The sequence below is a fragment of the Streptomyces sp. NPDC057253 genome (assembly GCF_042669125.1).
In the GTDB taxonomy this organism is placed as follows: Bacteria; Actinomycetota; Actinomycetes; order Streptomycetales; family Streptomycetaceae; genus Streptomyces.
This window is the reverse complement of the sequence record NZ_JBHUXV010000003.1, coordinates 143,964-168,113: the sequence shown is the minus strand read 5'-3', so window position 1 is coordinate 168,113 and position 24,150 is coordinate 143,964. Positions and strand designations below refer to the sequence as shown.

Below are 24,150 nucleotides of genomic sequence, written 5' to 3'. Positions count from 1 at the left end.
GCTCACGATGTTCCCGCGCGCAGCACCGCGAGGTCCTGCTCATCCAGCGTGGCGGCGGGTCCGCGTTCGATGAGGTCGGCGAAGCCCTCGTCGGGGGACATCACGGTGATCGTGTAGAGGCGTTCGGTGGCGGAGGTGTTGACGATGCGGTGCTTGGAGCCGGCGGGCAGCACCAGGACGTCGCCCGGAGCGAGGTCGCGCTCGTGTTTGTCGCTGGCGGCACGGCCGTGGCCGGCGAGGACGAGGAACGTCTCGACCGACTCCGGGTGCCAGTTGAGGGGTTGGGCGCCACCGGGTTCCCACACTTCGAAGACGACCGTGGTGGGCGAGCCGTCCCGGGGGCCGGTGAGGACGGCGAGCTTGACGGTGTCGCCCGCGGTGATGTGGTGGGCGGTGATGTCGCGCAGGGGGGTGTGCAGCGGGGGGTTGGCCATGGCGGGTTTCCCTAGCGGGTGGTCGGGCGGTCGGGGCGGAAGCGGGCGCATTCGCGCAGGGCGGCGGCTGCCGCGGCGACGGAGGAGTCCACGAGTTTGCGGCCGAGTTCGGGCGTGGCCCCGGTGGGGTCGCCGATCACCCCGTCGGGGGTGGCGAAGTCGTCGCTGGTCCAGCCGAAGGAGACCGGCTTGCCGAAGCCGATGTGCTCGTACTCGGTGAGGTGTTCGGGGACGCTGCGGCGGGCCCGTGTCATGTCGACCAGGTCGGGGTGGAGGTGGAGCATGGCGGCGGTCTCCTTGATGCCGCCGTGCACGCCCATGCCGAGTTCGTTGGCCGGGGAGGTGCCGCCCTGGTCGGCGGGGAGCGAGGCGTGCAGCAGGAAGGTGCGCAGGCCGTGCCGGGTGCGCAGTTCCCGCAGGGCGACGCCGAGCAGGGCGCTGTTGCCGCCGTGGGCGTTGAGGAAGGCGAGACGGCGGACGGGGCCCGCGGCCAGCGAGCGGCCGATGTCGTCGAGGACGGACAGCAGGGTGCGGGCGGTGAGCCACAACGTGCCCGCGGACCAGGCGTGTTCGTCGGACTTGGTGTAGGCGAGTCCGGGCAGCAGCGTGATGTCGCAGCTCTCCCCCGCGAGGCGTGCGGCGCCGTCGGCGACGGCCTCGGCCATGTAGTAGTCGGTGGCCACGGGCAGATGGGGGCCGTGCTGCTCGATCGCACCGACCGGCAGCACCGCGAGGGTGTCCTCGCCGAAGTCCGCGATCTCCGGTCCGCTCAGGTCGATGAACCTGGTGAAGGTCATGCGCTGTCCTCCGAACCGGCGGGAATCTTGCCCGGGTTGAGCAGGCCGAGCGGATCTGCGGTGCGCGCGGGGTCCCGGACGAGGTCGAGGCGGCGGTCGACGTACCAGTTGTGCGGGCTGTGCACGCCGACGCCCAACGCCCCAAGGGCGGCGATGCCGTCGTAGACGGTCGTCTCGTCCTGGTAGCGGGCCATGAGCATGCCGACGGTGCCGGATCGCATGCCCTCCAGGTGGAGCACGGTGTCGGGGAAGACCTGCTTGATCTCCGTGGTGTCACCGAGCAGGACGTCGCCGGCGATCTCCAGGTGGAACCAGCCGTCCTCGGCTTTCATCAGGTGGTAGGTGGGGTGGTTGAAGGACAGGGAGCTGATCAGGGCGGGGCCGTCCGGTGCGGGCCGGACCTCGCGGACCGTCCCGCCGTACGACGTGACGATCGCCCGTGCCGCGTCGACGGCGTCCTCCTCGATGATCGCGCGCAGGCTCAGCGCCATGGGGTCGAAGGCGGGGTCGGGCTGGTAGACCCGCACGAGCCGGGCCTCGTCCAGCGACGCCAGGCGCGGCGCCGGTTCGAGGTGTACGAGTGCGGAGAGCGCGGCGGTGGCGGAGTGCCAGTCGGTGAAGGCGGCGAACAACCCCGTCCAGGTGCGGGCCGGTTGAAGGCGCACGGTGGCGGTGGTGAGGATGCCGGTGGTGCCGTAGGCGTGGATGTAGGGCAGGGTGTCCGCGTCCCGGACCGTGAAGGGGGTGGCGTCGGCCGTGCAGGGCGCGACGGTCAACTCGGTGACGAAACCGTCGCTGTTGGTCTTGTGCACCAGGGAGCCGGTGCCGCCGCTGCCGCCGGAGAGGAAGCCGCCGAGCGTGGTGCCGAAGGTGGAGGGGAACATCCACAACTCCTGGCCGAGCGTGCGGGCGTGGGCCTCCAGGTCGGACATCTTCGCCCCGGCCTCGGCCCGGATCCAGCCGTCGCCCGCGTCCAGGATCCGGCCGCAGCCGGTGAGGTCGAGCACGGCGCCGTCGGACAGCGGAATCGCCTGACCGTAGTTGCCGGTGCCCTTGCCGCGAGGGGTGAGGGGAATGCGGTGGCGGTGGGCCAGGGCGAGGAGGCCGGGGATCTGCTCGTGCGCGGTGGGGCGCAGGACGACCTCGGCGTGGCCCGCGGGGAGTCTGGCCGACAGGATGGGCGACATGTGGGCCCAGTCGCAGGAGGCCTTCTCGCGCGCGGCCGGGTCGCGGATCACCCCGTCGGCGCCGAGGAGTTCGGCGGCCTCGGCGCAGAACTCCTCGATACCGGGCGTGGCTTGACGCTGCGTCGGATCCGAAGCGGCTGCCGCGCCTTCGTCGGCGACGAGTTCGGTGAGTGCGGTCAGGTTCGCGGTCGTCATCACTTCAGTCCGATCGAGGGGTCGATGAACTCGTCGGTCGCCAGATCGCGGGCCGTCAGGCCCGGCTTGACCTTGGCGCCGCTCTGCTCGACGAGTGGCTTGAAGGTCTTCAGGGCGGAGGCGACGCGCTTCATGTCGAAGCTGCCGAGGCTGCCGTCGGCCTCGTTGCCGAGGATGCCGAGCTTGACCATCTGCTTCGCGGCGAAGGTGCCGGTGCCCTCGGAGTAGACCCAGCCGGTGTTGTACTGCTGGACCAGGTCACTGATGAGCTTGACGGTCGCCGAGGGCTTGGCCGCGAAATCGGCCGCAGACTGCTGGAGGACGGGGACGAGTTTCTTCAGACAAGGGCTGAGCGAGGTCAGTTCGCCGCTGCGGACGGACAGGGACTCGGGGTAGACGTTGAAGCCGACGTCGGAGAGCAGCTGGTACTTGATCGGCTTCTTCCAGGCCGCCACCTCGTGCTGGTAGATGTACGGCTCTGCGGTGGCGAAACCCTGCTGCGCGATGCCGGGGCTGGCGACGAACCGGGCGGGTGCGCCGTCGTAACTCCCGTCCAGCTGGCTCTTCTTGACCAGGCCCTTGGAGACCAGCAGCGCGGCGTAGGTGCTGCCGTTGACGTAGACGACCTTTTCGTTCGACTTGCCGATGTCGGCGATCGTCTTCCAGTCGGGGTGGGTGGCCGGGTCCCACATCAGGACCTGCGGGCTCTTCTTCATCAGTGCCGCGACGGCCGTGACCGGCTGCTTGACGGACGCCGAGATGGCCACGTCGGTGGTGACCGTGCCGAGGGTGATGCTCTTGTCGACGTACATCTGCGAGGGGACGCTCTGGTAGCCGATGGCGGAGCCGCCGGCCCGGATCTGGATGTCGACGCCGGTGTCCTTGCCTCCGATGACCAGCGGTCCGGTGACCCGCTTCTTGTCGCTGTCGACGGTGTAGCCGGGGCCGACGAGGTGGTAGAGCGGGCCGTGTTCGGCCTCCGGCTCCCAGTCGACCTGGACGACGACCGTCTTGGGGCAGACGCCGGCCAGGCGCTGCGCGGCGGGGGCGGCCTGGAGTTTGTCGGCGGAGCCGGTCGCGGCCGTGGAACCGCCGCCGCAGGCGGTTGCGGATACCAGGATGATTGCGGAGGAAACGCCCGCGACGGCGACGCGTCTGGTGGATGTGGGCATGGCTGAGCTCCCTGAGGGACGGGGCGAGGGAAGGAAGGAGGGGGTTTACGGCCGGTCGGCCGAGGCGTGCCAGGAGCCGACGGCGAGCCGGGCGACGAGGGTGAAGAGGGCGAAGACCGCCACGCCGAACAGCGAGGCGAGGATGATCGCGGCGAACAGGTCCTCGGACTGGAGCCGGGAGCGGTAGACGTCGAGCAGGGTGCCGATGCCGGGCTCGCCCTGCTTGAAGAACATGTCCCCGACGATCGCGCCGATGACGGACAGGCCGGAGGAGGTGCGCAGACCGGTGAAGATCGACGGGAGCGCGGCCGGCAGTTCCAGCTTGCGCAGGCGCGACCAGCGGCCGGCGCGCTGGAGGGTGAACAGGTCGTGGTGGGTGCGGTCGACGGACTGGATGCCGAACAGGGTGTTGGCGATCATCGGGAAGAGGGCGATCAGGACGCAGACGACCACCCGGCTCGTGAAGCCGAAGCCGAACCAGAGGCCGATCAGCGGCACGATCGCGAGGATCGGCACGGTCTGCAGGATCACCGCGTACGGATACAGCGAGCGTTCCAGCCAGCGCGCCCTGCTCATCAGCACCGCCACCGTCACGCCCAGCGCGGAGGCGATGAGCAGGCCGACGAGCGCGACCTGGGCGGTGAGCCACAACGCCTGGAGCATCGGCCGCAGATGGGTCCAGTCGAGGAACGAGACGGTGAGGACCTGGTCGGGCGGCGGGACGAGGAAGCGCCGGGCGGGGCTGAGCAGCAGATAGGTCACGGCGTACCAGATGCCGATGGCCGCACCCAGGGATCCCAGCGGGGTGAGCAGTGCGGCGGGCCTCAGGCGGCGGCGCCGTGCGGTCGTCGTCGGCTCGGTCTTCGGCGGGTTCGCCGCGGGAACGGCCACGTCGGCACGGGCTGTGATGTCGGCGCTCACTGGGATCCTCCTCGCAGAGCCGCCGAGACCTCGCCGGCGATCCGGCCGAACTCGGGGTCGTAGCGCAGCTCGGCCGGACGGGGATGAGGGAAGGGGACGTCGAAGGAGGCGGTGACTCGGCCGGGCCGCGCCGACATCACCACGACCCGGCTCGCGAGGAAGACGGCCTCGGTCACCGAGTGGGTGATGAACAGGGCGGCGAAGCCGGTCTCGGCGTAGATGCGCTGGAGTTCCTCCTGCATGCGCAGGCGGGTCATCTCGTCGAGGGCGCCGAAGGGTTCGTCGAGGAGGAAGAGGGAGGGCCGGGTCATCAGGGCGCGGGCCAGGGACACGCGCATCCGCATGCCGCCGGACAACTGCCTGGGCAACTGCTTCTCGAAGCCCTCCAGCCCGACCAGCCGCAGGGCTTCCAGGGCTCGTTCACGGCGTTCGGCCTTCGCCGTCCCTGCGAGTTCGGCGGGGAGTTCGACGTTGGCCAGGACCGTGCGCCAGGGCAGCAGGGTCGGGTCCTGGAAGACGTAGCCGACGGAGTCGACGGGGGCGTGGACCGTGCCTGCGGTGGCGGCGTCCAGACCGGAGGCGAGGCGGAGCAGGGTGGACTTGCCGCAGCCCGAGGGGCCGACGACGGCGACGAACTCGCCGGGCTCGACGCGCAGTTCGACGCCGGTGAGGGCGGTGGTCCCGTTGGTGAAGTGCTTGTCGACGCCCTCGAATCGCAGCGTCGCGTCGAGCGTCTTCTCGGCGGTGGTCGGCACATCAGCTCCCTTCAGTGCCACAGTCAGGAATGTTGATAGCATGAACATTGATTGTTTCCAGCCAGTGTCCTGGCCGTATCTGTTCGCCTCGGGATCCGGGTCGCTCCTCGACGGGACCGGGTCAGAAGAACTCTCGACGCACCGACGTGCGGCTGACCAGGCGTCCGCCGGCGAAGACGAGCCGGTCGGGGCCGGCCGCGCCGAGGGCCTCCGACACGGAGTCCGCCCGCACCGCGAGAAGATCGGCTACGGCTCCCTCGTACGGCCCCGCCGCGGGCAGCCCGAGTACCGAGCGGGCCCCCGCCGTGACCGCGTGCAGCGCCTCGTCCGGTGTGAGGTGACCGGCCGTGACCAGCAGGGACGCGGTTTCCAGGGGGTCGGCTCGGCCCACGGGGTTGAAGGGGTCCCGGATGTTGTCGCCCCCGGCCGCGACCTGGACGCCCGCGTCCAGCAGCGCCCGGACGGCGGTCAGCCCGCGCGGTGTACCGGACGGGTGGCCGCGGCCCTGGAGGTAGAGGTTCGTCAGCGGCAGGGCGACCACGCCGATCCCCGCCGCCGCGACGTCCTTGGCCGTGCGCATCGCCTCGTCCGGTTCCACCATGCCGAGACTCACGCAGTGGCTCGCGGTGACACCGGCTGCCAGGCCGCGCTCACGCACGCTGCGAGCGAGCAGGCGCAGGTCGCCCGCGCCCGGGTCGAGGGTCTCGTCGGCGTGCAGGTCGACGCCGACGTGGTGTTCGGCGGCGATGCGCAGGGTGCGCGCCAGGGACGCGGCGGGGTCGGCGGACAGGTGCGGGCAGTCGCCCAGCAGGTCCGCGCCAAGGTCGAGGGCCTCGTGCAGCAACTCCTCCGGAGCGTCGACGTGGAGCACGGCGATCTGCAGCCGTACGCGTCCCCTCAGTTGCTTGCGCAGCCGGAGCAGGGCCCGCAGCCCACGCAGCGGATCGCCGCCCGCGGTCAGGAGGTCCACATGGGACCTCACCGCCGTCACGCCGTTCGCGCACAGATCGTCGACCGTCTTCGCGGCCCGCCGGAAGACGTCCTCCTCGGTGACGTGCACGGTGTAGGCGCGCCAAACCTCGACGGCGCCGAGCAGGTCCCCGACCGGTGCGCCCACGCGGTCCCAGGTCAGGGCCTTGTCCAGATGGGCGTGCGGTTCGGCGGCCGCGGTCATGAGCAGGTAACCGGTCAGGTCGAGCTCGTGCGGAACGGACGACATCAGACCGGCCGGCGCCACCCGGGCGACGAGCCCGCTCTCAGGGTCGAGCAGGACGTCACGGACGCCACCCGCGGGCAGCCGGGCGCCGCGCAACAGCAGTGGTGGCATGTCAGTGGTCCGTTCCGTGCGGCGCGGTGAGCACCGCGAACCCGTCGAAGTCATGCCGTCGTACGGCGGCGCCGAACATGTCGGTCGCAGCGTACGGGAGGGTCCGGCCGTCCCGTACGGACGCGAAGGCGTCGGCGACCCGGCCGACGAAGTCCGCCGACTCCCGGTGGCGCAGGTTGTGGCCGAGCAGCGCGGTGGTGACGGGCAGTTCGGCGAGACGGCGCGTGGAGCCCGCGAAGGCGTTCACGTCGGCGCCGGGCACGTGGGCGAAGAAGGTTCCACTGATGAGGGTGTCCCCGGCCAGCAGCAGCCCGGTGTCCGGCTCCCACAGACAGATGCCGTCCGGCGAGTGCCCAGGGGTATGCAGGACCTCCAGGCTCCGGCCGCCCAGGTCCAGTACGTCCCCTTCTCGCAGCAGCCGGGTGGGTCGTACGGCCTCGATCCGCCAGTCGGCCAGGTCGGGGACCGGCCGCACCTCGACGCGGGAGTCGGTCAGGAAGAACCCGCCGGTGTCCACGGCGTGGAACTCCTCGTACCGCTTGCGCAGGTCGTGCGCGATGTGGGCGTACGCCTCAAGCCACTCGTGCGGGGCCGGCGCCGTGTGCAGCGCGGCTCCGTCGGCGTGTACGGCGATGTCCTCGGCCTGGGCGGCCAGGGAGGCGTTGCCGCCGCGGTGGTCGAAGTGGTGGTGGGAGTTGACGACGAGGAGCGGCAGCCGGGTCAGCCGCCGGACCTGCTCGCCGATGTCGGCGATGCCCATGCCCGTGTCGTAGAGGAGGGCCAGCTCGTCGCCGAGCACCAGGTAGCTGTTGACGTGGCCGGGCTCGGCGATGACGAAGGCTCCCGGGCCCGTCTCGGCCACCTGGAACCAGCCGGGGCGGCTCACGCGGCACCGAGCGCGTGGTACCGGCGGTCGTGGTGCACGAGCGCGGTCGGTCCGCCCGTGCCGGTGACAACCGTCCCGGTGACCACGTCGTCGACGGCCGCGACGAGCAGATGGTGGTCGCCGGCCCGGAGGTCGCGTACGACGCTGCAGAGCACCGTGTACGAGCTGTGCGCGAGCAGCATCGGCAGCCCGCTCCCCTCCTCGGCCGACCACTCGAGGCCCGCGAACCGGTCCACGGTGCGGTCGGCGAAGCGCCGGGAGACGTGCTCGCCGCCGGAATGCAGGATGTTCAGGGCGAACCTGCGGCCGTCGAGCAACGCGGGCAGTGAACGGACGCCGGTGCCGACACCGATGGCGAGCAGCTGTGGTTGCCGGCTCACACTCATGACGGCGGTGCTCGTGAAGCCGACCGGACTTCCCTCCCTGGTCAGCGCGGTGATGACACAGACGCCTCCGGCCAGGGCCGCCATGGCGTCGAGGAAGGCGGAGTCGGGCGGGGAGACGACGGAACGGTCGGGTATGGCCGCGGCCATGAGGGCTCCCTGGAAGCGAGGAATGTTCATACCATCAACATTTAGCGTAGGACCCTCGTGTTTCACCGGCGTAAAACCCTCGGCCGGCGCCCCTTTCACCCCGGCGGCGCACCCGACTCCAGCGTTTAGGATTCCTGCCATGCCGGCCCGAACCGCCAACACCACGCCTCCCACCGCCGAGGACACGGACGCGCTGCTGCGCGCCGAACTCGGCGGTGCGATCCGGAAACTGCGCAAGGAACGCGGCCTGACCCTCGTCCAGCTCGCCGAGCGCGCCGCCCTCTCCCACCCGTTCCTCAGTCAGTTGGAGCGCGGGCTGACCCGGCCCAGCATGCCCTCCCTGCACCGGATCGCCCGCGCCCTCGGCACCACCCAGCAGGCGCTCATGGCCACGGCGGCGGTCCCGCACACCGGCGACGCGGCCGACAGGGTTCACCTGGTGCGCGCGGGCACGGGGCTGCCGGTGAGCAACACCGGGGGCACCGCGCGGATGCTCGGCACGCCCGCCTATTCCTTCCATCCCGTGGAGTACACCGGGGTCGGGGAGGTGTTCGCCGACTTCTACGACCACCCTGGTGACGAGTTCGTCTACGTCATCGCCGGCGAGATCGAGATCGAACTCCAGACGGACGGAGCGTCCAGCCTGCACCGGCTCGGCCCCGGCGACAGCGTCTCCTACCCGGGCGGCACCTCCCACCGCTGGCGCGCCGTCGGCGACGGGTCCCAAGTCCGGCTGCTCACCGTGCAGAACGCGCCGGGGGAGGCCGACAACCACGGTTGAGCGTGCCGAACTAGGCGGCGTGGAGCGGCTAGAGGGCGTCTGACCGGCCGACAACCTTGCGAAGTTCGCGGGCACTTCGGGGTGACAGGGCCTGCATCACGGTGTCGAGGAGGGCTCGGGCTTCGAGGGGGTTGCCGCAGCAGGACTAGTGCACGTTGCCCCACGCGTAGTCCCGCTGCAGATCCCGCTCGCGCCCGATTCTGCTGCCGCTCGTCGGCTCAGTCCACGGTGGGACGGGTCAGGCCGAGGTCGTACGTGAGGATCACGGCCTGGATGCGGTCGCGGGCCCCTATCTTGGCCAGGACGCGGCCCACGTGGGTCTTGACCGTGGACTCGGACAGGTGGAAGCGGGAGGCGATCTCGCCGTTGGTCCAGCCCTTGCCGACGGCGACGAGGATCTCGCGTTCGCGCTCGGTGAGGGAACTCAGCCTCGGGTCCTCGGGAGCCTGTGCGCGGTGAGCGGGGACGTAGCGTGCGAACTCGTCCAGGATGCGCCGGGTCAGGGCGGGCGCGATCACCGCGTCGCCCAGGGCGACGGCCCGGATACCCGCGAGGAGTTCCTCGGGACGCGCGTCCTTGAGGAGGAAGCCGCTGGCCCCGGCGCGCAGAGCGGCGTGCACGTACTCGTCGACGTCGAAGGTGGTGAGCACGAGGACGCGTGACCGCTCGCCCGACGCGACGATGCGGCGGGTGGCCTCGATGCCGTCCATGCCGGGCATGCGAATGTCCATCAGGACGACGTCCGGCCGCAGTTCGGCCGTCTTGCGGACGGCCTCCGCGCCGTGGCCGGCCTCCCCCACGACCTCGGTCTCGGGTGCGGAGTCCAGCAGGATGCGGAAGCCGTAGCGTTGCAGCGGCTGGTCGTCCACGACGAGCACGGTGGTCACCGGACACCTCCCTGGGGCATCGGGTCGGTGAGGTCCAGGACGGCCTCGACGCTCCAGCCTCCGCCGCCCGCCGGCCCCGCGCTGACGGTCCCGCCGTACAGCGCCGCTCTCTCCCGCATGCCCACCAGGCCGTGTCCTTCCTCGTACGGGCCGGGCGGTGCCCCCGGACCGGTGTCCTGGACCCGGATGGTCAGCCGGGTCCCCTCCGCCACGATCGCCAGATGCACCCGCGTGTCGGCGTCGGCGTGCTTCAGGGTGTTGGTGAGGGCCTCCTGGACGATGCGGTACGCCGTCAGCTGCACCCCGCCGTCCAGGGAGTCCACGCCGCCGGAGGTCCGGTAGACGACCTCCAGTCCGGCCGCGCGCACCGTGGCGCACAGGGCGTCGATGTCCGCGATGCCCGGCTGCGGGCTGAGTTCGGGCCCGGTCGGCGTGGAGCCCGCCGGCTCACGCAGTACGCCGAGAACGCGCCGCAGCTCGCCGAGGGCCTGGCGGCCGGTGTCGCCGATGAGCTGGAGGGCTTCCTTGCTCCGCTCGGGTGCGATGTCGCCGGCGTAGGCGCCTGCGTCGGCGAGCGTGATGATGACGGACAGGTTGTGGCCGACGATGTCGTGCATCTCGCGGGCGACGCGGGTGCGTTCGGTGGCCGTGGCCAGCCTGCTGCGCTGGTCGCGCTCGATCTCCAGCCGGGCGGCCCGCTCCCGCAGTCCGGCGAGCTGGGCCCGCCGGATGCGGATCATCAGGCCGAGAGTGAGGGCCGCGGTCGCTGTGCTGAGCAGGAAGAACAGTGCGTCCCAGACGGACACGGCCGAGGACACGCGGACCGCGACCAGGACCATGGCTCCCGCCAGGACCGCGCAGGCCCATGGCAGCTGCCGTAGCCGCCCGTGCAGGGCCAGGCTGTAGAGGGCGACGAAGAGAGCGACGTCCGCACGCAGGGCCGCGCCCAGACTCCACTGGAGGACGAAGACCGCGGCGATCACCCCGAAGGCCACGGCCGGCCTGCGCCGCCGCCACAACAGGGGCAGTACCAGCCCGGCCTGCACGACCAGCATTCCCGCGAGGGGCAGCTGGGTGAAGGCAAGGCGGAACCGGCGCGGGCCGTCACCGTCGTCAACGCCGCTGTGGATCAGGTCGGGCAGGCAGAACATCAGGAAGACGAGGACGACGACCGCGCCGTCCAGCACCCACGGACGTACACGATCGGCGCGCCGCAACCGCTGGCCGCTCCTGGAGATCAGGGCGACCAGCGGTCCCATGCCGTTGAGCTCATCGGTGGTCACGGATGTCACTCGTCCATGGTGCGGCCGTCAGACGTCGCGGCGCGCGAGCCGGTACGCCGCGCCGCCCAGTGCCAGGGCCGTCCAGCAGAGGAAGACCAGCAGACCGGCGCCCGGCGACAGCGTCGTCGAGTCGTGCGTGAGGGCGAACATCGCCTGGCCCGCGTTGGACGGCAGGTAGGGGCTGATGTCGTCCTGCCAGGAACTCGGCAGCAGGGAGATCAGGCCCGGGATCAGCATCAGGGTGGCCACCAGCACCGAGATCCCACCGGCCACCGACCGCAGCAGCCCGCCCAGCGCGGTGGCGATCACCCCGACCAGGCCGAGATACAGCCCGGCACCCAGAAGGCTCCGCAGGACACCCGCATCCGTCAGGCCCATGGCCGCGGGGGTGCCCGAGACGATCCCGCTGCCCAGCAGGAAGGCGACGAACGCGCCCAGCGTCCCCACCACCAGCGCGACCAGCCCGAACACGACCGCCTTGGACCACAGGACCGGCAGTCGGCGGGGCACGGCCGCGAGCGTCGAGCGGATCATGCCGGTGGAGTACTCCCCCGCCATGACCAGCACACCGAGCACGCCGAGGGCCAGCTGGGCGAAGTTGGTGCCGAACAGGGACAGGCTCACGGCCGTCGAATCGGCGAAGTCGTGGTCGATGTGGCCGGAGTCGATCCCCGACTTGTACCGGCTCGCGGCGATCAACCCGAAGGCCACCAGGAACAGCAAGCCGAGGCCCAGGGTGATCCAGGTCGAGCGCAGGGACCACAGTTTGGCCCACTCCGAGGCCAGCACACGCCGTCCGGTGACCCGGTAGGCGGGCCGGGCAGGGGTGGTGCGGGGTTCTTCGGCGGTCGCGGTGAGGGTGCTCATGCCGGCCTCCCGAGGGTCTCGATGCCGGTCGTGGAACCGTGGTACTCCACGGCCTCCCTGGTCAGGTCCATGAAGGCCTCCTCCAGCGACACCGTCCGCGCGCTCAGCCCGAACAGCGCGATCCCGTGTTCGGCCGCCTTCAGCCCGATCTGGCGGGCACTCAGCCCGGTCACCTGCAGTTCCTCGGAGCCGACGTGCCCCGTGACGTCGACGCCCGGACCCGCCAGCACGTCCCGGAGGCGTGCCGGGTCCTGCGTCACGACGTTCACCGTGTCGCCGCCCGCCTCGCGGATCAGCTCCCCCACGGTCGTGTCGGCCAGCAATCGCCCTCGCCCCACGATGATCAGATGGTCCGCCACCAGGGCCATCTCGCTCATCAGATGCGAGGACACGAACACCGTGCGGCCCTCGTCGGCGAGCGCCTTGAGCAGGTTGCGGATCCAGAGCACGCCCTCCGGGTCCAGCCCGTTGACCGGCTCGTCCAGCATCACCGTCTGCGGATCGCCCAGCAGCGCGGCCGCGATGCCCAGCCGCTGGCCCATCCCGAGGGAGAAGGCGCCGGCCCGCTTCTTCGCCACACTGCCCAGGCCGGCGAGATCGATGACCTCGTCGACCCGGCGGCCCGGAATGCCGTGGGTCAGCGCGAGGGCCCTGAGGTGGTTGTACGCCGAGCGGCCCGGATGGATCGACTTCGCCTCCAGCAGGGCGCCGACCTCCTGGAGCGGTGCCTGGTGGCGGGCGTAGTGCTGTCCGTTGACGGTGACGGAGCCGCTCGTCGGCGCGTCGAGGCCGACGATCATGCGCATCGTCGTGGACTTCCCCGCGCCGTTGGGCCCCAGAAACCCGGTCACCGTTCCCGGCTTCACGACGAAGTCCAGCCCGTCGACAGCCGTCTTCTCGCCGTACCTCTTGGTCAACTGCCGTGAGTCGATCATGCGCTCTCCTGTCGGCCTACGGCGTCCCTCACCTCCGACGCCTCACCGGCAACGCTAAGAGCGGATCTGCCCGATTCCGTGGTACCGGGGGGCTGAACGGGTTGGTGCACGTCGTACCGCGGTACTACCTGGCCGGCCGCGGTGTCGCCCCGCCCGAGTCGCACCGCTCATCCAGGCGTCCACGACGCACCGGTCGCCGGGGTGCGCATCACGGCATCGCGCCGGGCTGCACGTCCTTGCGGGACACGGCCAGGTAGCCCACCAACCCGAGGATCGCCACCGTCCAGGCCAGCGTGACCGGCCCCAGCCCCAGGTCGAGCCCTCCCCGTTTCTGGCCGACGGCCATCCAGTCCGCCACGGAGGCGCCGAGCGGGCGGGTGATGACGTATGCCGCCCAGAACGCGGCCACCGCGTTCAGGCTCCCCCAGCGATGGGCGACAGCCGGGACGGCGATCGCGGCGGCGTACAGGACGGCCGACCCCAGGTAGCCCAGCCCGATCGTGGCGGTGAGGTCGCCCGCGGCGGTGCCCAGCGCGAACGTGGCCAGCACGGCCGCCCAGTAGAACGTCTCGCGCCGCCGCGTGTGGATGCTGTGGATCGACAGGGTGCCCTCGCTGCGGTACCAGAGCAGGAAGACCGCGGTCAGCGCGACCATGAAGAACGGCGTCGAGAGCGTGTACGGCACGCCCAGGCCGACGTGCAGGACATCGGCGGCCATCGTGCCGAACACGCTGACCATGACGATCGCCGTCCAGTAGATCCAGGCGACGTAGCGCCGGACCGTGAACTGCACGGCCAGAGCGGCCACCAGGGCGAGGCCTCCGAGGCCGACAGCGGGGATGGGGCCGAGCAGATGGGCAAGGAAGTCCGAGGCGGTCTCCCCCATGCCGGTCGTCAGAACCTTGATGATCCAGAAGTAGAAGGTCACCTCCGGCACCTTGCTCGCCGCGTGTCGCATGGGGCGCATGGGTCGGTCGTGCGTGAGGTGATCTGTCGTCATGCCGGGCACGATGACACGGTCAACAGCCGTCGCCCCAGACCCCTTTGCGATTGTTTTGGCCCTTCCGGGACGGAAGTTGTCCAAGGCTCTACCGAGCCTGAACACAACCTGAGTGGCGTGGCGGGAGTGCTGGTCAACGGCATGCGGCCGGTGCTACTGGCAGCATGTCGGAATTCGAGGGTGCCTGCCTGTGCTTCGGCGTCCAGGTGGTCGGGGAGCCGGTTGGCGCAGGGCTCGCGGCCGATGGCGAAGCCGGTGCCCACGATGTCGGACGTGCTGCGGCAGTACGAGGCCACCGGAGCCGCCTGATCAACGAACCTCTCGTCGAGCCTCCGACACTGGCGGCTCCGCCGAGCCGCCAAGCGGACCGCTCGCACAGAACACGCGTAGCCGACAGGTTCCGGCCGCCTCGTTGGGGGCGGTGCTCCTGCAGTTCCCGGCGATCCTGGTCCCCGAAGCAGAAGTCGGGCTCGTGCCGGTGTTCTCCGGCCGACGGTGCGCTCGCCGTGGCCGCGTACGCCGATGAGGCACCGGCCGATGCCGACGCGGCGCGCCCGACGGCCTGCGCGACGACCTTGCGGTCACCGACGCGCTGCGCGGCCTCCTCGTCGGCCCAGCGTTCCAGGACGAAGCCGCCCGCGACGCCCAGCGGCCGCAGCAGCGGGTTCAAGGCCGCCGTGAGCCGCCACGGGATCCGGAAGAGGTGATCGCGGCAGCGCAGGTGACCCCGCTCGTGCGCGAGGGGGGCCTCGCGCTCGCGGTCGGTGAGAGAGCGCAGGATTCCTCGGGAGACGACGACCCGGCCCGGTGACCCGGGCACCGCGCAGGCCATCAGGACGACGACGCCGACCACGACCAGCTCCATGCCCTCCGGCCGCCGGGCGCGCTGCGGCCGCGCCCGGACGAGGAGGGGGGCCTGCTTCACGGCGGCCGCGCCGGTGGTCGGCCACGGACGGCAGGCGTTCGCCGAGGTCACCTGGCGGGAAGGTTCCCGTGGGGCCGACGCGCTCGCGCTTTCTGGCGCTGCGGGGGCGGCCTGCTGGGGTCCGGGCCCGCCGTCTGGGTCGGGCCGCCGCCATCGCCGAACACGGCCACTGGGATGGCGTCCTGCCCGAGGTGACCCTGCTGGTCGGACGGCCCAAGGACGCCCAACAACCCGCCGACTACTGGCTGTCCAGCCTGCCCGCCGGCACCTCGCCGCCCATGCGTTGCCCCCTGCCCAGAACGTCCACCGCCAGCCCAAACTCAAGAGCCAGAGCAACCTGACGGAGTCCGGCTAGTCGGCTGCCATCGCCTTTACAGCGGACTTCCTTACGTCTTCGTGGGAGTCGGTGATGGCGCGCTCGCGCAGCAACGGCAGGGTGCCGGGGTCATCGGCCCAACCGGCCCCGATCGCGCGCACGGCCGCCTCCCGCACGCTCCACTCGTCGTCGGTGGTGGCGCGTTCGCGCAGCAACGGCAGGGTGTCGGGGTCATCGGCCCAGCCAGCCGCGATCGCCCGCACCGCGGCCTCTCGCACGGCCCCGGCGTCGTCGGTGGTGGCGCACTCGCGTAGCCACAGCAGGGTGTCGGGATCATCGGCCCAGCCAGCCGCGATCACCTGCACAGCCGCCCACAGCGCGGTCCAGTGAGGGTCGGTGGTGGCGCGTTCCCGTAGCAACGGCAGCGTGCCCGGGTCATCGGCCCAGCCGGCCGCGATCGCCCGCATCGCGGCCTCCCGCATATCCGGGTCGGGGACGCTGGTGGCGCGTTCGCGCAGCAACGGCAGCGTGCCCGGGTCATCGGCCCAACCGGCCACGATCGCCTGCACTGCGGCCTCCCGCACGTCTTTCGTCGTCGTCGCTGGTGGCGCGTTCCTGTAGAAACGGCAGAGTGCCGGAGTCATCGGCCCAACCGGCCCCGATCGCCCGCACCGCCACCTCCCGCACGCCCCACTCGTCGTCGGTGGCGCGCTCGCGGAGCCACGGCAGCGTGCCGGGGTCGCCGGCCCAACCGGCCCCGATCGCCCGCACCGCGTCCTCCCGCACGTGTCTGTCGGGGTCGGTGGTGGCGCGTTCGCGCAGCAACGCCAGCGTGCCGGGGACCTGGACCCAACCGGCCCCAATCGCCTTCACCGCCGCCCGCCGCACGTCCCTGGCCGGGTCGATGGCGACGCGTTCGCACAGCAGGGGCAGGGTGTCGGGGTCATCGGCCCAACCGGCCGCGACGGCCAGCATGGCGGACCGTCGCACGTATTCGTCGTCGTCGGCGGTGGCGTGTTCGCGCAGCAACGGCAGCGTGCCCGGGTCATCGGCCCAACCGGTCACAATCGCCGACAGCGCCGCCTCCCGCACGCCCGAGCTGGGGTCATTGGTGGCGTGTTGGCGCAGCAGCGGCAGCGTGCCCGGGTCATCGGCCCAACCGTCCGCGATGACCCGCACCGCCGCTTCCCGCACGATTCCTTCTGGGTCGGTGGTGGCGCGTTCGCGCAGCAACGCCAGGGTCTGAGGGTCCTGGGTCCCGGCCGCGACGGCCCACACGGCGGCCCGCCGCACGCCATGGTGGGGGTCGACAGTGGCGCGTTCGCGCAGCAACGGCGGCGTGCCGGGGTCATCGGCCCAACCGTCCGCGACCGCCAACACCGCCGCCCGCCGCACGGCATGGTAGTCGTCGGTGGTGGCGCGTTCGCGCAGCAACGGCAGCGTGCCCGGGTCATCGGCCCAACCCGCCACGACCGCCAACACCGCCGCCTCCCGCACGGCATGGTGGTCGATGGTGGCGCGTTCGCGCAGGAGCGGCAGCGTGCCTGGGTGGTCGGCCCAGCCGGCCGCGATCGCCCGCACCGCTTCCTCCCGCACGTCCCGGTCAGGGTCGGTGGTCGCGCGTTCGCGCAGTACCCACGGCAGATCGTCGGGGTCGTCGGCCCCGATGGCCCCGACGGCCCCGACGGCCAGTACGGCGGCTTGCCGCACGTCTTCATCGTCGTCGACGGTGGCGCGTTCACGCAGGAGCGGCAGCGTGCCTGGGTCATCGGCCCAACCGGCCACGACCGCCTTCACCGCCACCTCCCGCACGCTCCCGCTCTCGTCGATGGCGGCACGCTCGCGCAGCCACGGCAGCGTGTCGGGGTCATCGGCCCAACCCGCCACGACCGCCAACACCGCCTCCTCACGCACGCTCTCGCTCTCATCGCTGGCGGCACGCTCGCGCAGCCACGGCAGCGTGCCGGGGTCATCGGCCCAACCCGCCACGACCGCCAACACCGCAACCAAGCGCGGGAGGATGTCCTTGTCGGTCGTGGCGCGTTCGCGCAGGAGCGGCAGCGTGCCGGGGTCATCGGCCCAGCCGGCCGCGATCGCCTTCACCGCGGTCCGCCGCACGTCGTCATCATCGTCGATGGTGGCGCGTTCGCGCAGGAGCGGCAGCGTGCCGGGGTGGTCGGCCCAGCCGGCCACGATCGCCTCCACGGCCGCCTCGCGCGATGCCCCGCTGGAATCGGTGGCGGCATGTTCGCGCAGGAGCGGCAACGTGCCGGGGTCATCGGCCCAACCGCCCGCGATCGCGGCCATCGCCGCCCGCCGCACGCCCCAGTGGTCGTCAGCAGCGCGTTCACGCAGCCACGGCAGCGTGTCAGGGTCCTGGGCCCAACCCGCCACGATCGCCTCCATCGCCGCCCGCCGCACGGTCCAATCCGGGTGGGTGGTGGCGCGTTGACGCAGTGACAGCAAATCGTGAGGGTCATCGAGCATGGTTGAGGATATGACATGGTTGTCAGGTCGTGACGTCCTAACGACTCGATCAGGATCAGGTCTTGAGTCGTCGTCAGCGGACCACGGTGCCGCTGAGGGTGATGAAGGCTTGGCGGATGTCATCGCGGCGTTCCCAGCGGATGCGCAGGCGGCGGAACCAGTGCGGTAGCGCGATCGGGCCCTCGCCGACCCAACGATCTGGAACCGGCGCACCCTGTCGCGGTAGACGTCGTGGTCGTAGCCGCGGACGGCGCATACGTGCCGGGTACAGCGCAACGACTGGCCGCACTTGCCACGGATCGGCGGGACGGCTTGGACCAGCGGGATCAGCCGGGGGGGGCGGATTCAAGGGGTCCTTGCAACACTGCTGATCAGCCGGCTGTCAGGAGCTTAGTCAGACGCTCGGCGGGGGTGTCCCAGTCGAGCGTTTCGGTCGAGGGCCGCCAAACGCCGCATCGGCTGCACGCGGACAAGGCGTACGACGTTCCCCACCTGCGGAAATGACTGTGGGGCAAGCACATCGGCGTGCGCATCGCCCACAGGTGGGTGATCGGGCGGACCATGTCCTGGCTGTCACTCCCCGCGGCCCTGTGCTGCTGCAGGCGACTCATACGCCTCAAGAGCGATCGTCTCCGCTGCGAGCATCGTGCCCGGACAGGAGCTGATGCAGCACCTGCTCGTCCTGCTCGGACAGTTCCGAGACGAAGCGGGCCAGGACCGCCTCGCGGTCGGAACCGCCCTCGAGCAGCGACCGCATGCGCTGGGCGGTGTGCGACGCCTCGTCGCGGGCCGGCTCGTACGCGTACCCGCGGCCCTCGCGGTGCCGGACGAGCATCTCCTTGTCGTGCAGCCGGGACAGGATGGTCAGGACGGTCGTGTACGCCAGGTCGCCCGGCAGCGCCTCCCGCACCTGGCCTGCGGTCAGGGGACCGTCGGCGGCCCAGAGCGCGGCGAGGACTGCGCTCTCCAGTTCGCCGCGGGCTCGCCTGCCGGACCCCCCGCGGGCGCCGCCGTCCTCTCGCTCCTCCACCGGATGCCTCCGTTCACCGATCGTCCGCACAGATTACCCGGCCATCTCCTACTAGTTGTAGGAGTTATGCTCCGGCTGCGAACCGCACACGCGCCCGAACATCTACTACATCTTGTAGATGTAGGCTCGGCGAGTGCGGTCCCCGCCCAGCCACGTACTCGCGGCCGGGCGCATCGCAGACACCACGTCACCTGCCGGAAAGGCCCCCTCGCCATGACACCGATCCACCCGGCAACACAGCTGGCCGTGAACGTGCTGGACGCTCATTCACTGCTGGCTGCGTTCGGTGTGCTGGGCGTCGGGGTGGTGCTGTTCGCCGAGACAGGGCTGCTGGTCGGCTTCTTCCTGCCAGGCGACTCGCTGCTCTTCACGGCCGGTCTGCTGTGCACGGGCTCGGCGGAGTCGAGCGTGCACCTGTCACTGGGACCGCTCCTGGTCGCGGCCGCGGCAGGCGCCCTGGCCGGGGCGCAGTGCGGCTACCTGCTCGGCCGGAAGGCGGGTGGAGCACTGCTGGCCCGCAGCCGCTCGCAGCGTCTGCACCAGGGAGCGAAACGCGCCGAGGAACTGCTGGAGCGGTACGGACACGCGAAGGCGATCACGCTGGCCCGTTTCGTGCCGGTGGTGCGGACCGTACTCAATCCGATGGCCGGCGCGCTGGAGGTACCGGTGCGCACGTTCACGCTGTGGCAGATCGTCGGCGGCCTCGTGTGGAGCCTCGGAGTCACCCTCGCGGGGTACGCGCTCGGCTCGTCGATCCCCAACGTCGACCGTTACCTGCTCCCGCTGGTGGCGTTGATCGTTCTCGTGTCGCTGATCCCCCTGGCCGCCGAGGTCTACAGGGCGCGGCGGGACGGCCGACCCGAGGGAGAACACAGGTGATCATGGCTTTCGACGGGGCGTCCGTCGACGGCACTGCGTATCCCCACGTGGTGCGTCTGGCCCGGCATACGCAGGCCTTCGGAGATACGGCCGCGGTGAGGGCGCCGGCCATGCTGGTGGTCGCGGTCGTCGGCTACGGCGTGGATGCCCTGATGAAGCCGGCGGTGCGCGAGGACCGGCCGTGTCAGAGCCTTCGGGTGAAGACCCCGGAGACGTGTCCGGCGCCCGGCGACTGGTCCTTCCCCAGCAACCACGCGGCGATCGCGGCTGCCGCCGTAGCCCTGCTCCTCGTCTCGCCTCGGCTGGGGGCCGTCGCGGCCGTGGCGATGGCGGCCTCGCGGGTGTGGGTCGGCGCGCTCTGTCCGTACGACGTCGTGGCAGGCGTGCTGGTCGGTGGACTCGTCGCACTGACGGCGATGCTCGTGCTGCGACGGTGGTCGCGGTCGATGGCCCGGTGGATCGGTTCCGGCCGCCTGCACCGGCTGCTGAGCCCCTCATGAATCGGCGCGACGCCGCCGACCTGGCCGGGACGGTCGGTCTCGGTGCCTGGGTGGCGTTCGGCGTCCTCACGATGGTGGTGCTCGGCCATGACGGCGCCCCTTTGTGGTCGGACGAGGGCTTCCTGACCTGGTCGCTCGGCCATCGGCCGGACGTCGCCGTGGCTCTGGCCCGAGGGGTGACCGATACCGGCAGCGGTCCCGTCCCCTACGTCCTCGCCGTGCTGGCCGGCATGGTCGCGGGACGCACCGCACGGCGACGGATGGGGGCCGCCGCTCTGGCCCTTGCCTGTCTGGCCACCGGTCAGGCGCTGCGCTACGGGGTGATGGAAGCCGTCCAGCGGCCGCGTCCCGCCCGTGCCGACTGGGCGGCGTCAGCGGGCGGGTGGGCGTTCCCCTCGGGACACACCACCACAGCGGCCCTCACTGCCGGGTTGCTGATCGTCGCCGTCTCCCTGCGCGCCCCGCGCGGCGCCACCCCGCTCCGGGTCGTCATCGGGTGCTGGGGCGCGCTGGTGGGCCTGTCCCGGGTCTATCTGGGCGTGCACTGGTTCACCGATGTCATCGGTGGCTGGCTGTTCGCCACCGGATGGCTCGGAGTGTGCCTGTACGCGATGACCCGGTGGCTGCCCGCATCGTTCGTCTCCGGCACGCCCCGTGCGCCGGACAGTCCAACGGAGGGCCATGCGCCACAAGATCCTGGTCGTAGAGGACGATCACGCCCTGCGTGACGTGCTGCGCCGCGGCCTGCTCGAAGAGGACTTCGACCCCGTGCCCGCCGCCGACGGTGCGACCGCCCTGCGGCTGGCCACCACCGACGACATCGCGGCCGTCGTCCTGGATGTCGGGCTGCCCGACGCGGACGGCCGGGACGTCTGCCAGGCGCTGCGCGCGGGCGGGTTCGCCGCGCCGATCATCTTCCTGACGGCCCGCCATCACCTCAGCGACCGGCTGTCCGGGTTCTCCGCCGGCGCCGACGACTACCTGCCCAAGCCGTTCCATCTCGCCGAACTCGTCGCCCGGCTGCGGGCCGCACTCAAACGGGCCGCGCCCGCGGCCGTGGCCACCGTCGGAGATCTGGTCCTGGACGCGACCCGGCACTGCGCGCTCGTCGGCGACGTCCACATCGACCTGTCCCCCACGGAGTTCCGTCTGCTGGCCACGCTCATGGCCGCGGGCGGGGCCCTCGTGTCCCGCCGCGACCTGGTCAGGGCCGCCTGGCCGGACGGCGCCCAGGTCAGCGACAACACGCTCGACCAGTATCTGAGCCGACTGCGCCGCAAGCTGCGCGCGGCGGGCAGTGGTCTCGGCCTCACCACGACACGCGGGATCGGGCACCGGCTGTCGTGAAGCGGCTCGCGCGCGTTCTTGCGCCCCGCACACTGCGTGGTCGGCTCTCGCTCGTGGCACTGACCACCGCCGCGCTCCTGATGACCGTGCTGACCGTGGTGTTCAACACCGCGATGGACCGGCACCTCCAGCACCAGGCCGACGACGAACTGCGCAACCGCGCCGCCGCCGTCGCCACCACCGTCGACACCAGCGGCCCCCGAGCGCGGGTCCTGGAGACCGCCAACGACAGCCTGCTCGACGCGAACGTGTGGATCTACACCGGGACACGGTTGCTGGAGAAGCCACCGTCCGCCACGGTCGGCGGTGCGCTCACCCGGGCCGCTGACCGGCTCGCCGCGCGGGCCGGGCAGGTCTGCACGACGGTGCGGACAGACAACCGCCGCCTCGTCCGCCTGTGCTCCCGCCCCGTGTCCGGCCTTCGCAGTACCGCCACCGTCGTCACAGCCGTGGATCTCGCCCCTTACCGCAACTCCGCCGGCACCCTGCTGTCGGGCTCGCTGATCCTGGACGCCGTCATGCTCGTGTGCACCTACGCGCTGACGCGGCTGGCCGTCGGCCGGGCGCTGCGCCCCGTGCGCACCATGACCGACCAGGCCACCCAGTGGAGCGCCGTCGGTTCCGACCAGCGTTTCGGCGCCGAGCACCAGCCGGCCGAACTGGCCCGCCTGGGCACCTCGTTGGACGCACTGCTGGACCGCATCCGCACGGTGCTGCGTCACGAGCAGCAGCTGACGGGGAAGTTGTCCCACGAACTGCGCACCCCGCTCACCCGGATCGTCGTCGAGCTCGACTGGTGGCGGGCCCGCCCCCGCTCGGCCGCCGAGACGAACGCCACCCACGAGGTGATCGCGGAGGCCGCCCAGTCCATGCGCACCATCTGCGACACGCTGTTGAACGACGCCCGCGAAGGCGCCCGTGACGGAGCCCGGGACACCACCACGGCCGTCGGTACCACCGCTGTCGCTCCCGTGCTGCGGCGGCTGGTCGAGGACCTCGCCGCACGCGAACAGCTGAAGACCGTCGTCGACGTGCCGGACCAGCAGATGGAGGCGGGCGTCGTCTCCGCTCTGCTCGCACGCATCGTCAGCCCGCTGCTGGCCAACGCCGTTCGCTACGCCCACTCCACGGTGACCGTGTCCGCGAGGCAGTTGCCCGGGGGCGTCCGCATCTTCGTCACCGACGACGGTCCCGGCGTACCGCAGGACTTCCTCGACGATCTCTTCCAGCCCGGCCGGCGCGCGGACTTCGGCGACGGGCACGACGGGGCGGGCCTGGGACTGCCGCTCGCGCGGCGCCTGGCGCGCTCCGTCGGCGGCGAGGTCTCGCACGACCCCGGGCACACACCCGGGGCGCGTTTCCTGGTCGACCTGCCCGCCGGCTGACGGATTCAGCGGGGGCGTCTGAGAGGTCCCGTACCCGCCCGCCCGTGTCACGGGATACCTGAACGCATCCTGACCGCCGTGCGTCATCGGCGGCCCTCTCCCCCTCACCCGAGCACCATGAGCGACATGACGACTCGTGATCATCGCTCCTGCATAGCGGCGCCCCGCCCCGTCCCCTCCGCCGCCATGGAAGAAGGCCGCCTTGAACCGTACGACCGCCTCCCCACCGCCTGCCGACCCGCTGACGGCCTGGCTGCGCCGTCGGCTCGGCCGGGCTGTCGTGCTGTGTTACATCGCCGCCCTCCTGCTGCCCGACCCCGGCCTGTGGCTGCGCCGGGACCACACCGTGCCGATCGGCACCGTGACCGGCCTGTCCCTGAGCACCGCCCCGCTGCTGCTGTCCCTGGTGCTCTTCTCCGCGGGACTCCAGGTGTCCGTCCACGAACTGGGCCGCCTGCTCCGCAAACCCACCACCCTGCTGGCCGGAATGCTCCTCCACCTCGTGATCCCGCTCCTGGTCATCCCCGTCGTCGCGTTCGGACTGCACCGCACCCCGGACAGCGACGGCGGCAGCGGACTGATCACCTCGATGATCCTGATCGTGGCGATGCCGGTGGCCGCCGGAGCCACCGTCTGGACCGGCAAGGGTGCCGGTGACCAACCCACCATGGTGGGACTCGTCCTCGCCTCCACCCTCCTCAGCCCGCTCACCATCCCGCTGGTCATCACCACGTTGGTGCCACTCCTCGACGGCGGCTACGCGGCCACGCTCGCGACGACCGGCCGCGCGGCCAACGGCGGCTTCGCCCTCGTCACCGTGGTCCTCCCCTGTGCCGTCGGCATCCTGCTCCGCCTCGCCCTGCCGACGACGTGGCGGGGCCGGGCCCTGCGCGTGATCGTGCCCGTGGCGCTGGCCGGATCGCTCGTCCTGACGTACGTCAACGCCAGTGGTGCCCTGGGCTCGTTCCTCGCGCACCCACGCCCCCTCCTGTTCGCCGCCGCGCTGGCCGTGGCCGCGCTCGTCTGCCTGCTGTCCTTCACGTTGGGCCGGACCGCCGCGCGGCTCCTGCATCTGGACGGTCCCGCCTCCTCCTCGCTGACGCTCGCCTGCGGCATGAACAACAGCAGCGCGAGCGCAGTCCTGATCACCACCACGCTGCCCGACAAACCACACCTGCTCCTGCCGGTGCTCGCCTACGGACTGCTGCAGAAGACAGCCGCGAGCCGGGTCGTGCGGACGGCGGGCCGTCGGCACCCGCCCTGCCCCGCGTCACCGTGAGCAGCGCCCCCCGGTGACACGAGGCAGCCCCACGAACGCGGC

25 protein-coding genes and 1 pseudogene are annotated in these 24,150 nt (G+C 71.5%); 8 read left to right on the top strand and 18 right to left on the bottom strand.

Features of this window, described 5'->3' with window-relative positions; translation table 11 throughout:
- Window positions 1-2: 2 nt before the first annotated feature.
- The 9 genes from ACFULQ_RS02865 to ACFULQ_RS02825 form a co-directional block, all read right to left on the bottom strand.
- On the bottom strand, window positions 3-434 hold the full coding sequence (locus ACFULQ_RS02865; protein WP_383537214.1) for a cupin domain-containing protein: 432 nt from the start codon (window positions 432-434) through the stop codon (window positions 3-5).
- An 11-nt stretch (window positions 435-445) separates the two neighbouring features.
- Window positions 446-1,231, bottom strand: a complete 786-nt coding sequence (locus ACFULQ_RS02860; RefSeq protein ID WP_383537213.1) for a creatininase family protein — start codon at window positions 1,229-1,231, stop codon at window positions 446-448.
- Entirely contained in the window at window positions 1,228-2,613 is a 1,386-nt protein-coding gene (locus ACFULQ_RS02855; RefSeq protein WP_383537210.1) for an FAD-binding oxidoreductase, read from the bottom strand. The genes ACFULQ_RS02860 and ACFULQ_RS02855 overlap by 4 nt, the downstream gene beginning before the upstream one ends.
- On the bottom strand, window positions 2,613-3,785 hold the full coding sequence (locus ACFULQ_RS02850; RefSeq protein ID WP_383537207.1) for a hypothetical protein: 1,173 nt from the start codon (window positions 3,783-3,785) through the stop codon (window positions 2,613-2,615). Before ACFULQ_RS02850 ends, ACFULQ_RS02855 begins: the two co-directional genes overlap by 1 nt.
- A gap of 45 nt (window positions 3,786-3,830) precedes the next feature.
- Window positions 3,831-4,706 carry an ABC transporter permease gene (locus ACFULQ_RS02845; protein ID WP_383537204.1) on the bottom strand — a complete coding sequence of 292 codons (876 nt, stop codon included), beginning with the start codon at window positions 4,704-4,706 and terminating at the stop codon, window positions 3,831-3,833.
- Complete coding sequence (locus tag ACFULQ_RS02840; protein ID WP_383537201.1) at window positions 4,703-5,461, bottom strand: ABC transporter ATP-binding protein; 759 nt, start codon at window positions 5,459-5,461, stop codon at window positions 4,703-4,705. The genes ACFULQ_RS02845 and ACFULQ_RS02840 overlap by 4 nt, the downstream gene beginning before the upstream one ends.
- A gap of 121 nt (window positions 5,462-5,582) precedes the next feature.
- On the bottom strand, window positions 5,583-6,788 hold the full coding sequence (locus ACFULQ_RS02835; protein ID WP_383537198.1) for an amidohydrolase family protein: 1,206 nt from the start codon (window positions 6,786-6,788) through the stop codon (window positions 5,583-5,585).
- A gap of 1 nt (window position 6,789) precedes the next feature.
- The gene (locus tag ACFULQ_RS02830; RefSeq protein WP_383537195.1) at window positions 6,790-7,674 is read right to left on the bottom strand and encodes an MBL fold metallo-hydrolase; all 885 of its coding nucleotides are present in this window, start codon (window positions 7,672-7,674) and stop codon (window positions 6,790-6,792) included.
- Complete coding sequence (locus tag ACFULQ_RS02825) at window positions 7,671-8,207, bottom strand: flavin reductase family protein (protein WP_383537193.1); 537 nt, start codon at window positions 8,205-8,207, stop codon at window positions 7,671-7,673. Before ACFULQ_RS02825 ends, ACFULQ_RS02830 begins: the two co-directional genes overlap by 4 nt.
- A gap of 139 nt (window positions 8,208-8,346) precedes the next feature.
- Here ACFULQ_RS02825 and ACFULQ_RS02820 point away from each other — a divergent pair, with 139 nt between their 5' ends.
- Complete coding sequence (locus ACFULQ_RS02820; protein ID WP_383537191.1) at window positions 8,347-8,988, top strand: helix-turn-helix domain-containing protein; 642 nt, start codon at window positions 8,347-8,349, stop codon at window positions 8,986-8,988.
- Between the two features lie 218 nt (window positions 8,989-9,206).
- Here the strand turns inward: ACFULQ_RS02820 and ACFULQ_RS02815 are convergent, their stop codons facing one another.
- The 6 genes from ACFULQ_RS02815 to ACFULQ_RS02790 form a co-directional block, all read right to left on the bottom strand.
- Entirely contained in the window at window positions 9,207-9,875 is a 669-nt protein-coding gene (locus ACFULQ_RS02815) for a response regulator (protein WP_383537188.1), read from the bottom strand.
- Window positions 9,872-11,158: a sensor histidine kinase gene (locus ACFULQ_RS02810; RefSeq protein ID WP_383537185.1), complete on the bottom strand. Its 1,287-nt coding sequence runs from the start codon at window positions 11,156-11,158 to the stop codon at window positions 9,872-9,874. Before ACFULQ_RS02810 ends, ACFULQ_RS02815 begins: the two co-directional genes overlap by 4 nt.
- A 27-nt stretch (window positions 11,159-11,185) precedes the next feature.
- Complete coding sequence (locus tag ACFULQ_RS02805; protein WP_383537183.1) at window positions 11,186-12,025, bottom strand: ABC transporter permease; 840 nt, start codon at window positions 12,023-12,025, stop codon at window positions 11,186-11,188.
- A complete protein-coding gene (locus ACFULQ_RS02800) occupies window positions 12,022-12,960 on the bottom strand; it encodes an ABC transporter ATP-binding protein (RefSeq protein WP_383537180.1) in 939 nt (312 codons plus the stop codon). The genes ACFULQ_RS02805 and ACFULQ_RS02800 overlap by 4 nt, the downstream gene beginning before the upstream one ends.
- 208 nt (window positions 12,961-13,168) lie before the next feature.
- A complete protein-coding gene (locus ACFULQ_RS02795; RefSeq protein ID WP_383537178.1) occupies window positions 13,169-13,960 on the bottom strand; it encodes a hypothetical protein in 792 nt (263 codons plus the stop codon).
- A gap of 133 nt (window positions 13,961-14,093) precedes the next feature.
- The gene (locus ACFULQ_RS02790; protein WP_383537175.1) at window positions 14,094-14,825 is read right to left on the bottom strand and encodes a M48 family metalloprotease; all 732 of its coding nucleotides are present in this window, start codon (window positions 14,823-14,825) and stop codon (window positions 14,094-14,096) included.
- Window positions 14,826-14,889: 64 nt separating this feature from the next.
- Here ACFULQ_RS02790 and ACFULQ_RS02785 point away from each other — a divergent pair.
- Window positions 14,890-15,145, top strand: a pseudogene (locus ACFULQ_RS02785) (IS701 family transposase); the annotation flags it as partial.
- Between the two features lie 91 nt (window positions 15,146-15,236).
- Here the strand turns inward: ACFULQ_RS02785 and ACFULQ_RS02780 are convergent.
- The 3 genes from ACFULQ_RS02780 to ACFULQ_RS02770 all read right to left on the bottom strand — a co-directional run bounded on the left by ACFULQ_RS02780 (window position 15,237) and on the right by ACFULQ_RS02770 (window position 18,718).
- Window positions 15,237-15,770 (bottom strand): HEAT repeat domain-containing protein, encoded by a 534-nt coding sequence (locus tag ACFULQ_RS02780; RefSeq protein WP_383537172.1) that lies wholly within the window; start codon window positions 15,768-15,770, stop codon window positions 15,237-15,239.
- Window positions 15,739-17,688 carry a HEAT repeat domain-containing protein gene (locus ACFULQ_RS02775; protein ID WP_383537170.1) on the bottom strand — a complete coding sequence of 650 codons (1,950 nt, stop codon included), beginning with the start codon at window positions 17,686-17,688 and terminating at the stop codon, window positions 15,739-15,741. Before ACFULQ_RS02775 ends, ACFULQ_RS02780 begins: the two co-directional genes overlap by 32 nt.
- A 616-nt stretch (window positions 17,689-18,304) precedes the next feature.
- Entirely contained in the window at window positions 18,305-18,718 is a 414-nt protein-coding gene (locus ACFULQ_RS02770) for a BlaI/MecI/CopY family transcriptional regulator (protein ID WP_383537167.1), read from the bottom strand.
- Between the two features lie 213 nt (window positions 18,719-18,931).
- Between ACFULQ_RS02770 and ACFULQ_RS02765 the strand changes: the two genes are divergently transcribed.
- The 6 genes from ACFULQ_RS02765 (at window position 18,932) to ACFULQ_RS02740 (ending at window position 24,108) form a co-directional block, all read left to right on the top strand.
- Window positions 18,932-19,597, top strand: a complete 666-nt coding sequence (locus ACFULQ_RS02765) for a DedA family protein (RefSeq protein ID WP_383537165.1) — start codon at window positions 18,932-18,934, stop codon at window positions 19,595-19,597.
- Complete coding sequence (locus ACFULQ_RS02760; protein WP_383537163.1) at window positions 19,594-20,097, top strand: phosphatase PAP2 family protein; 504 nt, start codon at window positions 19,594-19,596, stop codon at window positions 20,095-20,097. Before ACFULQ_RS02765 ends, ACFULQ_RS02760 begins: the two co-directional genes overlap by 4 nt.
- Complete coding sequence (locus tag ACFULQ_RS02755; RefSeq protein WP_383537160.1) at window positions 20,094-20,825, top strand: phosphatase PAP2 family protein; 732 nt, start codon at window positions 20,094-20,096, stop codon at window positions 20,823-20,825. The genes ACFULQ_RS02760 and ACFULQ_RS02755 overlap by 4 nt, the downstream gene beginning before the upstream one ends.
- Entirely contained in the window at window positions 20,779-21,444 is a 666-nt protein-coding gene (locus tag ACFULQ_RS02750; protein ID WP_383537158.1) for a response regulator transcription factor, read from the top strand. Before ACFULQ_RS02755 ends, ACFULQ_RS02750 begins: the two co-directional genes overlap by 47 nt.
- Window positions 21,441-22,829, top strand: a complete 1,389-nt coding sequence (locus ACFULQ_RS02745) for a sensor histidine kinase (RefSeq protein WP_383537155.1) — start codon at window positions 21,441-21,443, stop codon at window positions 22,827-22,829. The genes ACFULQ_RS02750 and ACFULQ_RS02745 overlap by 4 nt, the downstream gene beginning before the upstream one ends.
- Before the next feature lie 202 nt (window positions 22,830-23,031).
- Window positions 23,032-24,108: a sodium-dependent transporter gene (locus ACFULQ_RS02740; RefSeq protein WP_383537152.1), complete on the top strand. Its 1,077-nt coding sequence runs from the start codon at window positions 23,032-23,034 to the stop codon at window positions 24,106-24,108.
- The last annotated feature ends 42 nt before the right edge of the window (window positions 24,109-24,150 follow it).

What these genes read in the sequence shown, in the direction of transcription:
- ACFULQ_RS02860 (WP_383537213.1), bottom strand. Translation starts at nt 1,231, where the DNA reads ATGACCTTCACCAGGTTCATCGACCTGAGCGGACCGGAGATCGCGGAC.
- ACFULQ_RS02805 (WP_383537183.1), bottom strand. Translation starts at nt 12,025, where the DNA reads ATGAGCACCCTCACCGCGACCGCCGAAGAACCCCGCACCACCCCTGCC.
- ACFULQ_RS02865 (WP_383537214.1), bottom strand. Translation starts at nt 434, where the DNA reads ATGGCCAACCCCCCGCTGCACACCCCCCTGCGCGACATCACCGCCCAC.
- ACFULQ_RS02755 (WP_383537160.1), top strand. Translation starts at nt 20,094, where the DNA reads ATGAATCGGCGCGACGCCGCCGACCTGGCCGGGACGGTCGGTCTCGGT.
- ACFULQ_RS02835 (WP_383537198.1), bottom strand. Translation starts at nt 6,788, where the DNA reads ATGCCACCACTGCTGTTGCGCGGCGCCCGGCTGCCCGCGGGTGGCGTC.
- ACFULQ_RS02765 (WP_383537165.1), top strand. Translation starts at nt 18,932, where the DNA reads ATGACACCGATCCACCCGGCAACACAGCTGGCCGTGAACGTGCTGGAC.
- ACFULQ_RS02795 (WP_383537178.1), bottom strand. Translation starts at nt 13,960, where the DNA reads ATGACGACAGATCACCTCACGCACGACCGACCCATGCGCCCCATGCGA.
- ACFULQ_RS02820 (WP_383537191.1), top strand. Translation starts at nt 8,347, where the DNA reads ATGCCGGCCCGAACCGCCAACACCACGCCTCCCACCGCCGAGGACACG.
- ACFULQ_RS02750 (WP_383537158.1), top strand. Translation starts at nt 20,779, where the DNA reads ATGCGCCACAAGATCCTGGTCGTAGAGGACGATCACGCCCTGCGTGAC.
- ACFULQ_RS02800 (WP_383537180.1), bottom strand. Translation starts at nt 12,960, where the DNA reads ATGATCGACTCACGGCAGTTGACCAAGAGGTACGGCGAGAAGACGGCT.
- ACFULQ_RS02790 (WP_383537175.1), bottom strand. Translation starts at nt 14,825, where the DNA reads ATGGAGCTGGTCGTGGTCGGCGTCGTCGTCCTGATGGCCTGCGCGGTG.
- ACFULQ_RS02850 (WP_383537207.1), bottom strand. Translation starts at nt 3,785, where the DNA reads ATGCCCACATCCACCAGACGCGTCGCCGTCGCGGGCGTTTCCTCCGCA.
- ACFULQ_RS02775 (WP_383537170.1), bottom strand. Translation starts at nt 17,688, where the DNA reads ATGCTCGATGACCCTCACGATTTGCTGTCACTGCGTCAACGCGCCACC.
- ACFULQ_RS02825 (WP_383537193.1), bottom strand. Translation starts at nt 8,207, where the DNA reads ATGGCCGCGGCCATACCCGACCGTTCCGTCGTCTCCCCGCCCGACTCC.
- ACFULQ_RS02855 (WP_383537210.1), bottom strand. Translation starts at nt 2,613, where the DNA reads ATGACGACCGCGAACCTGACCGCACTCACCGAACTCGTCGCCGACGAA.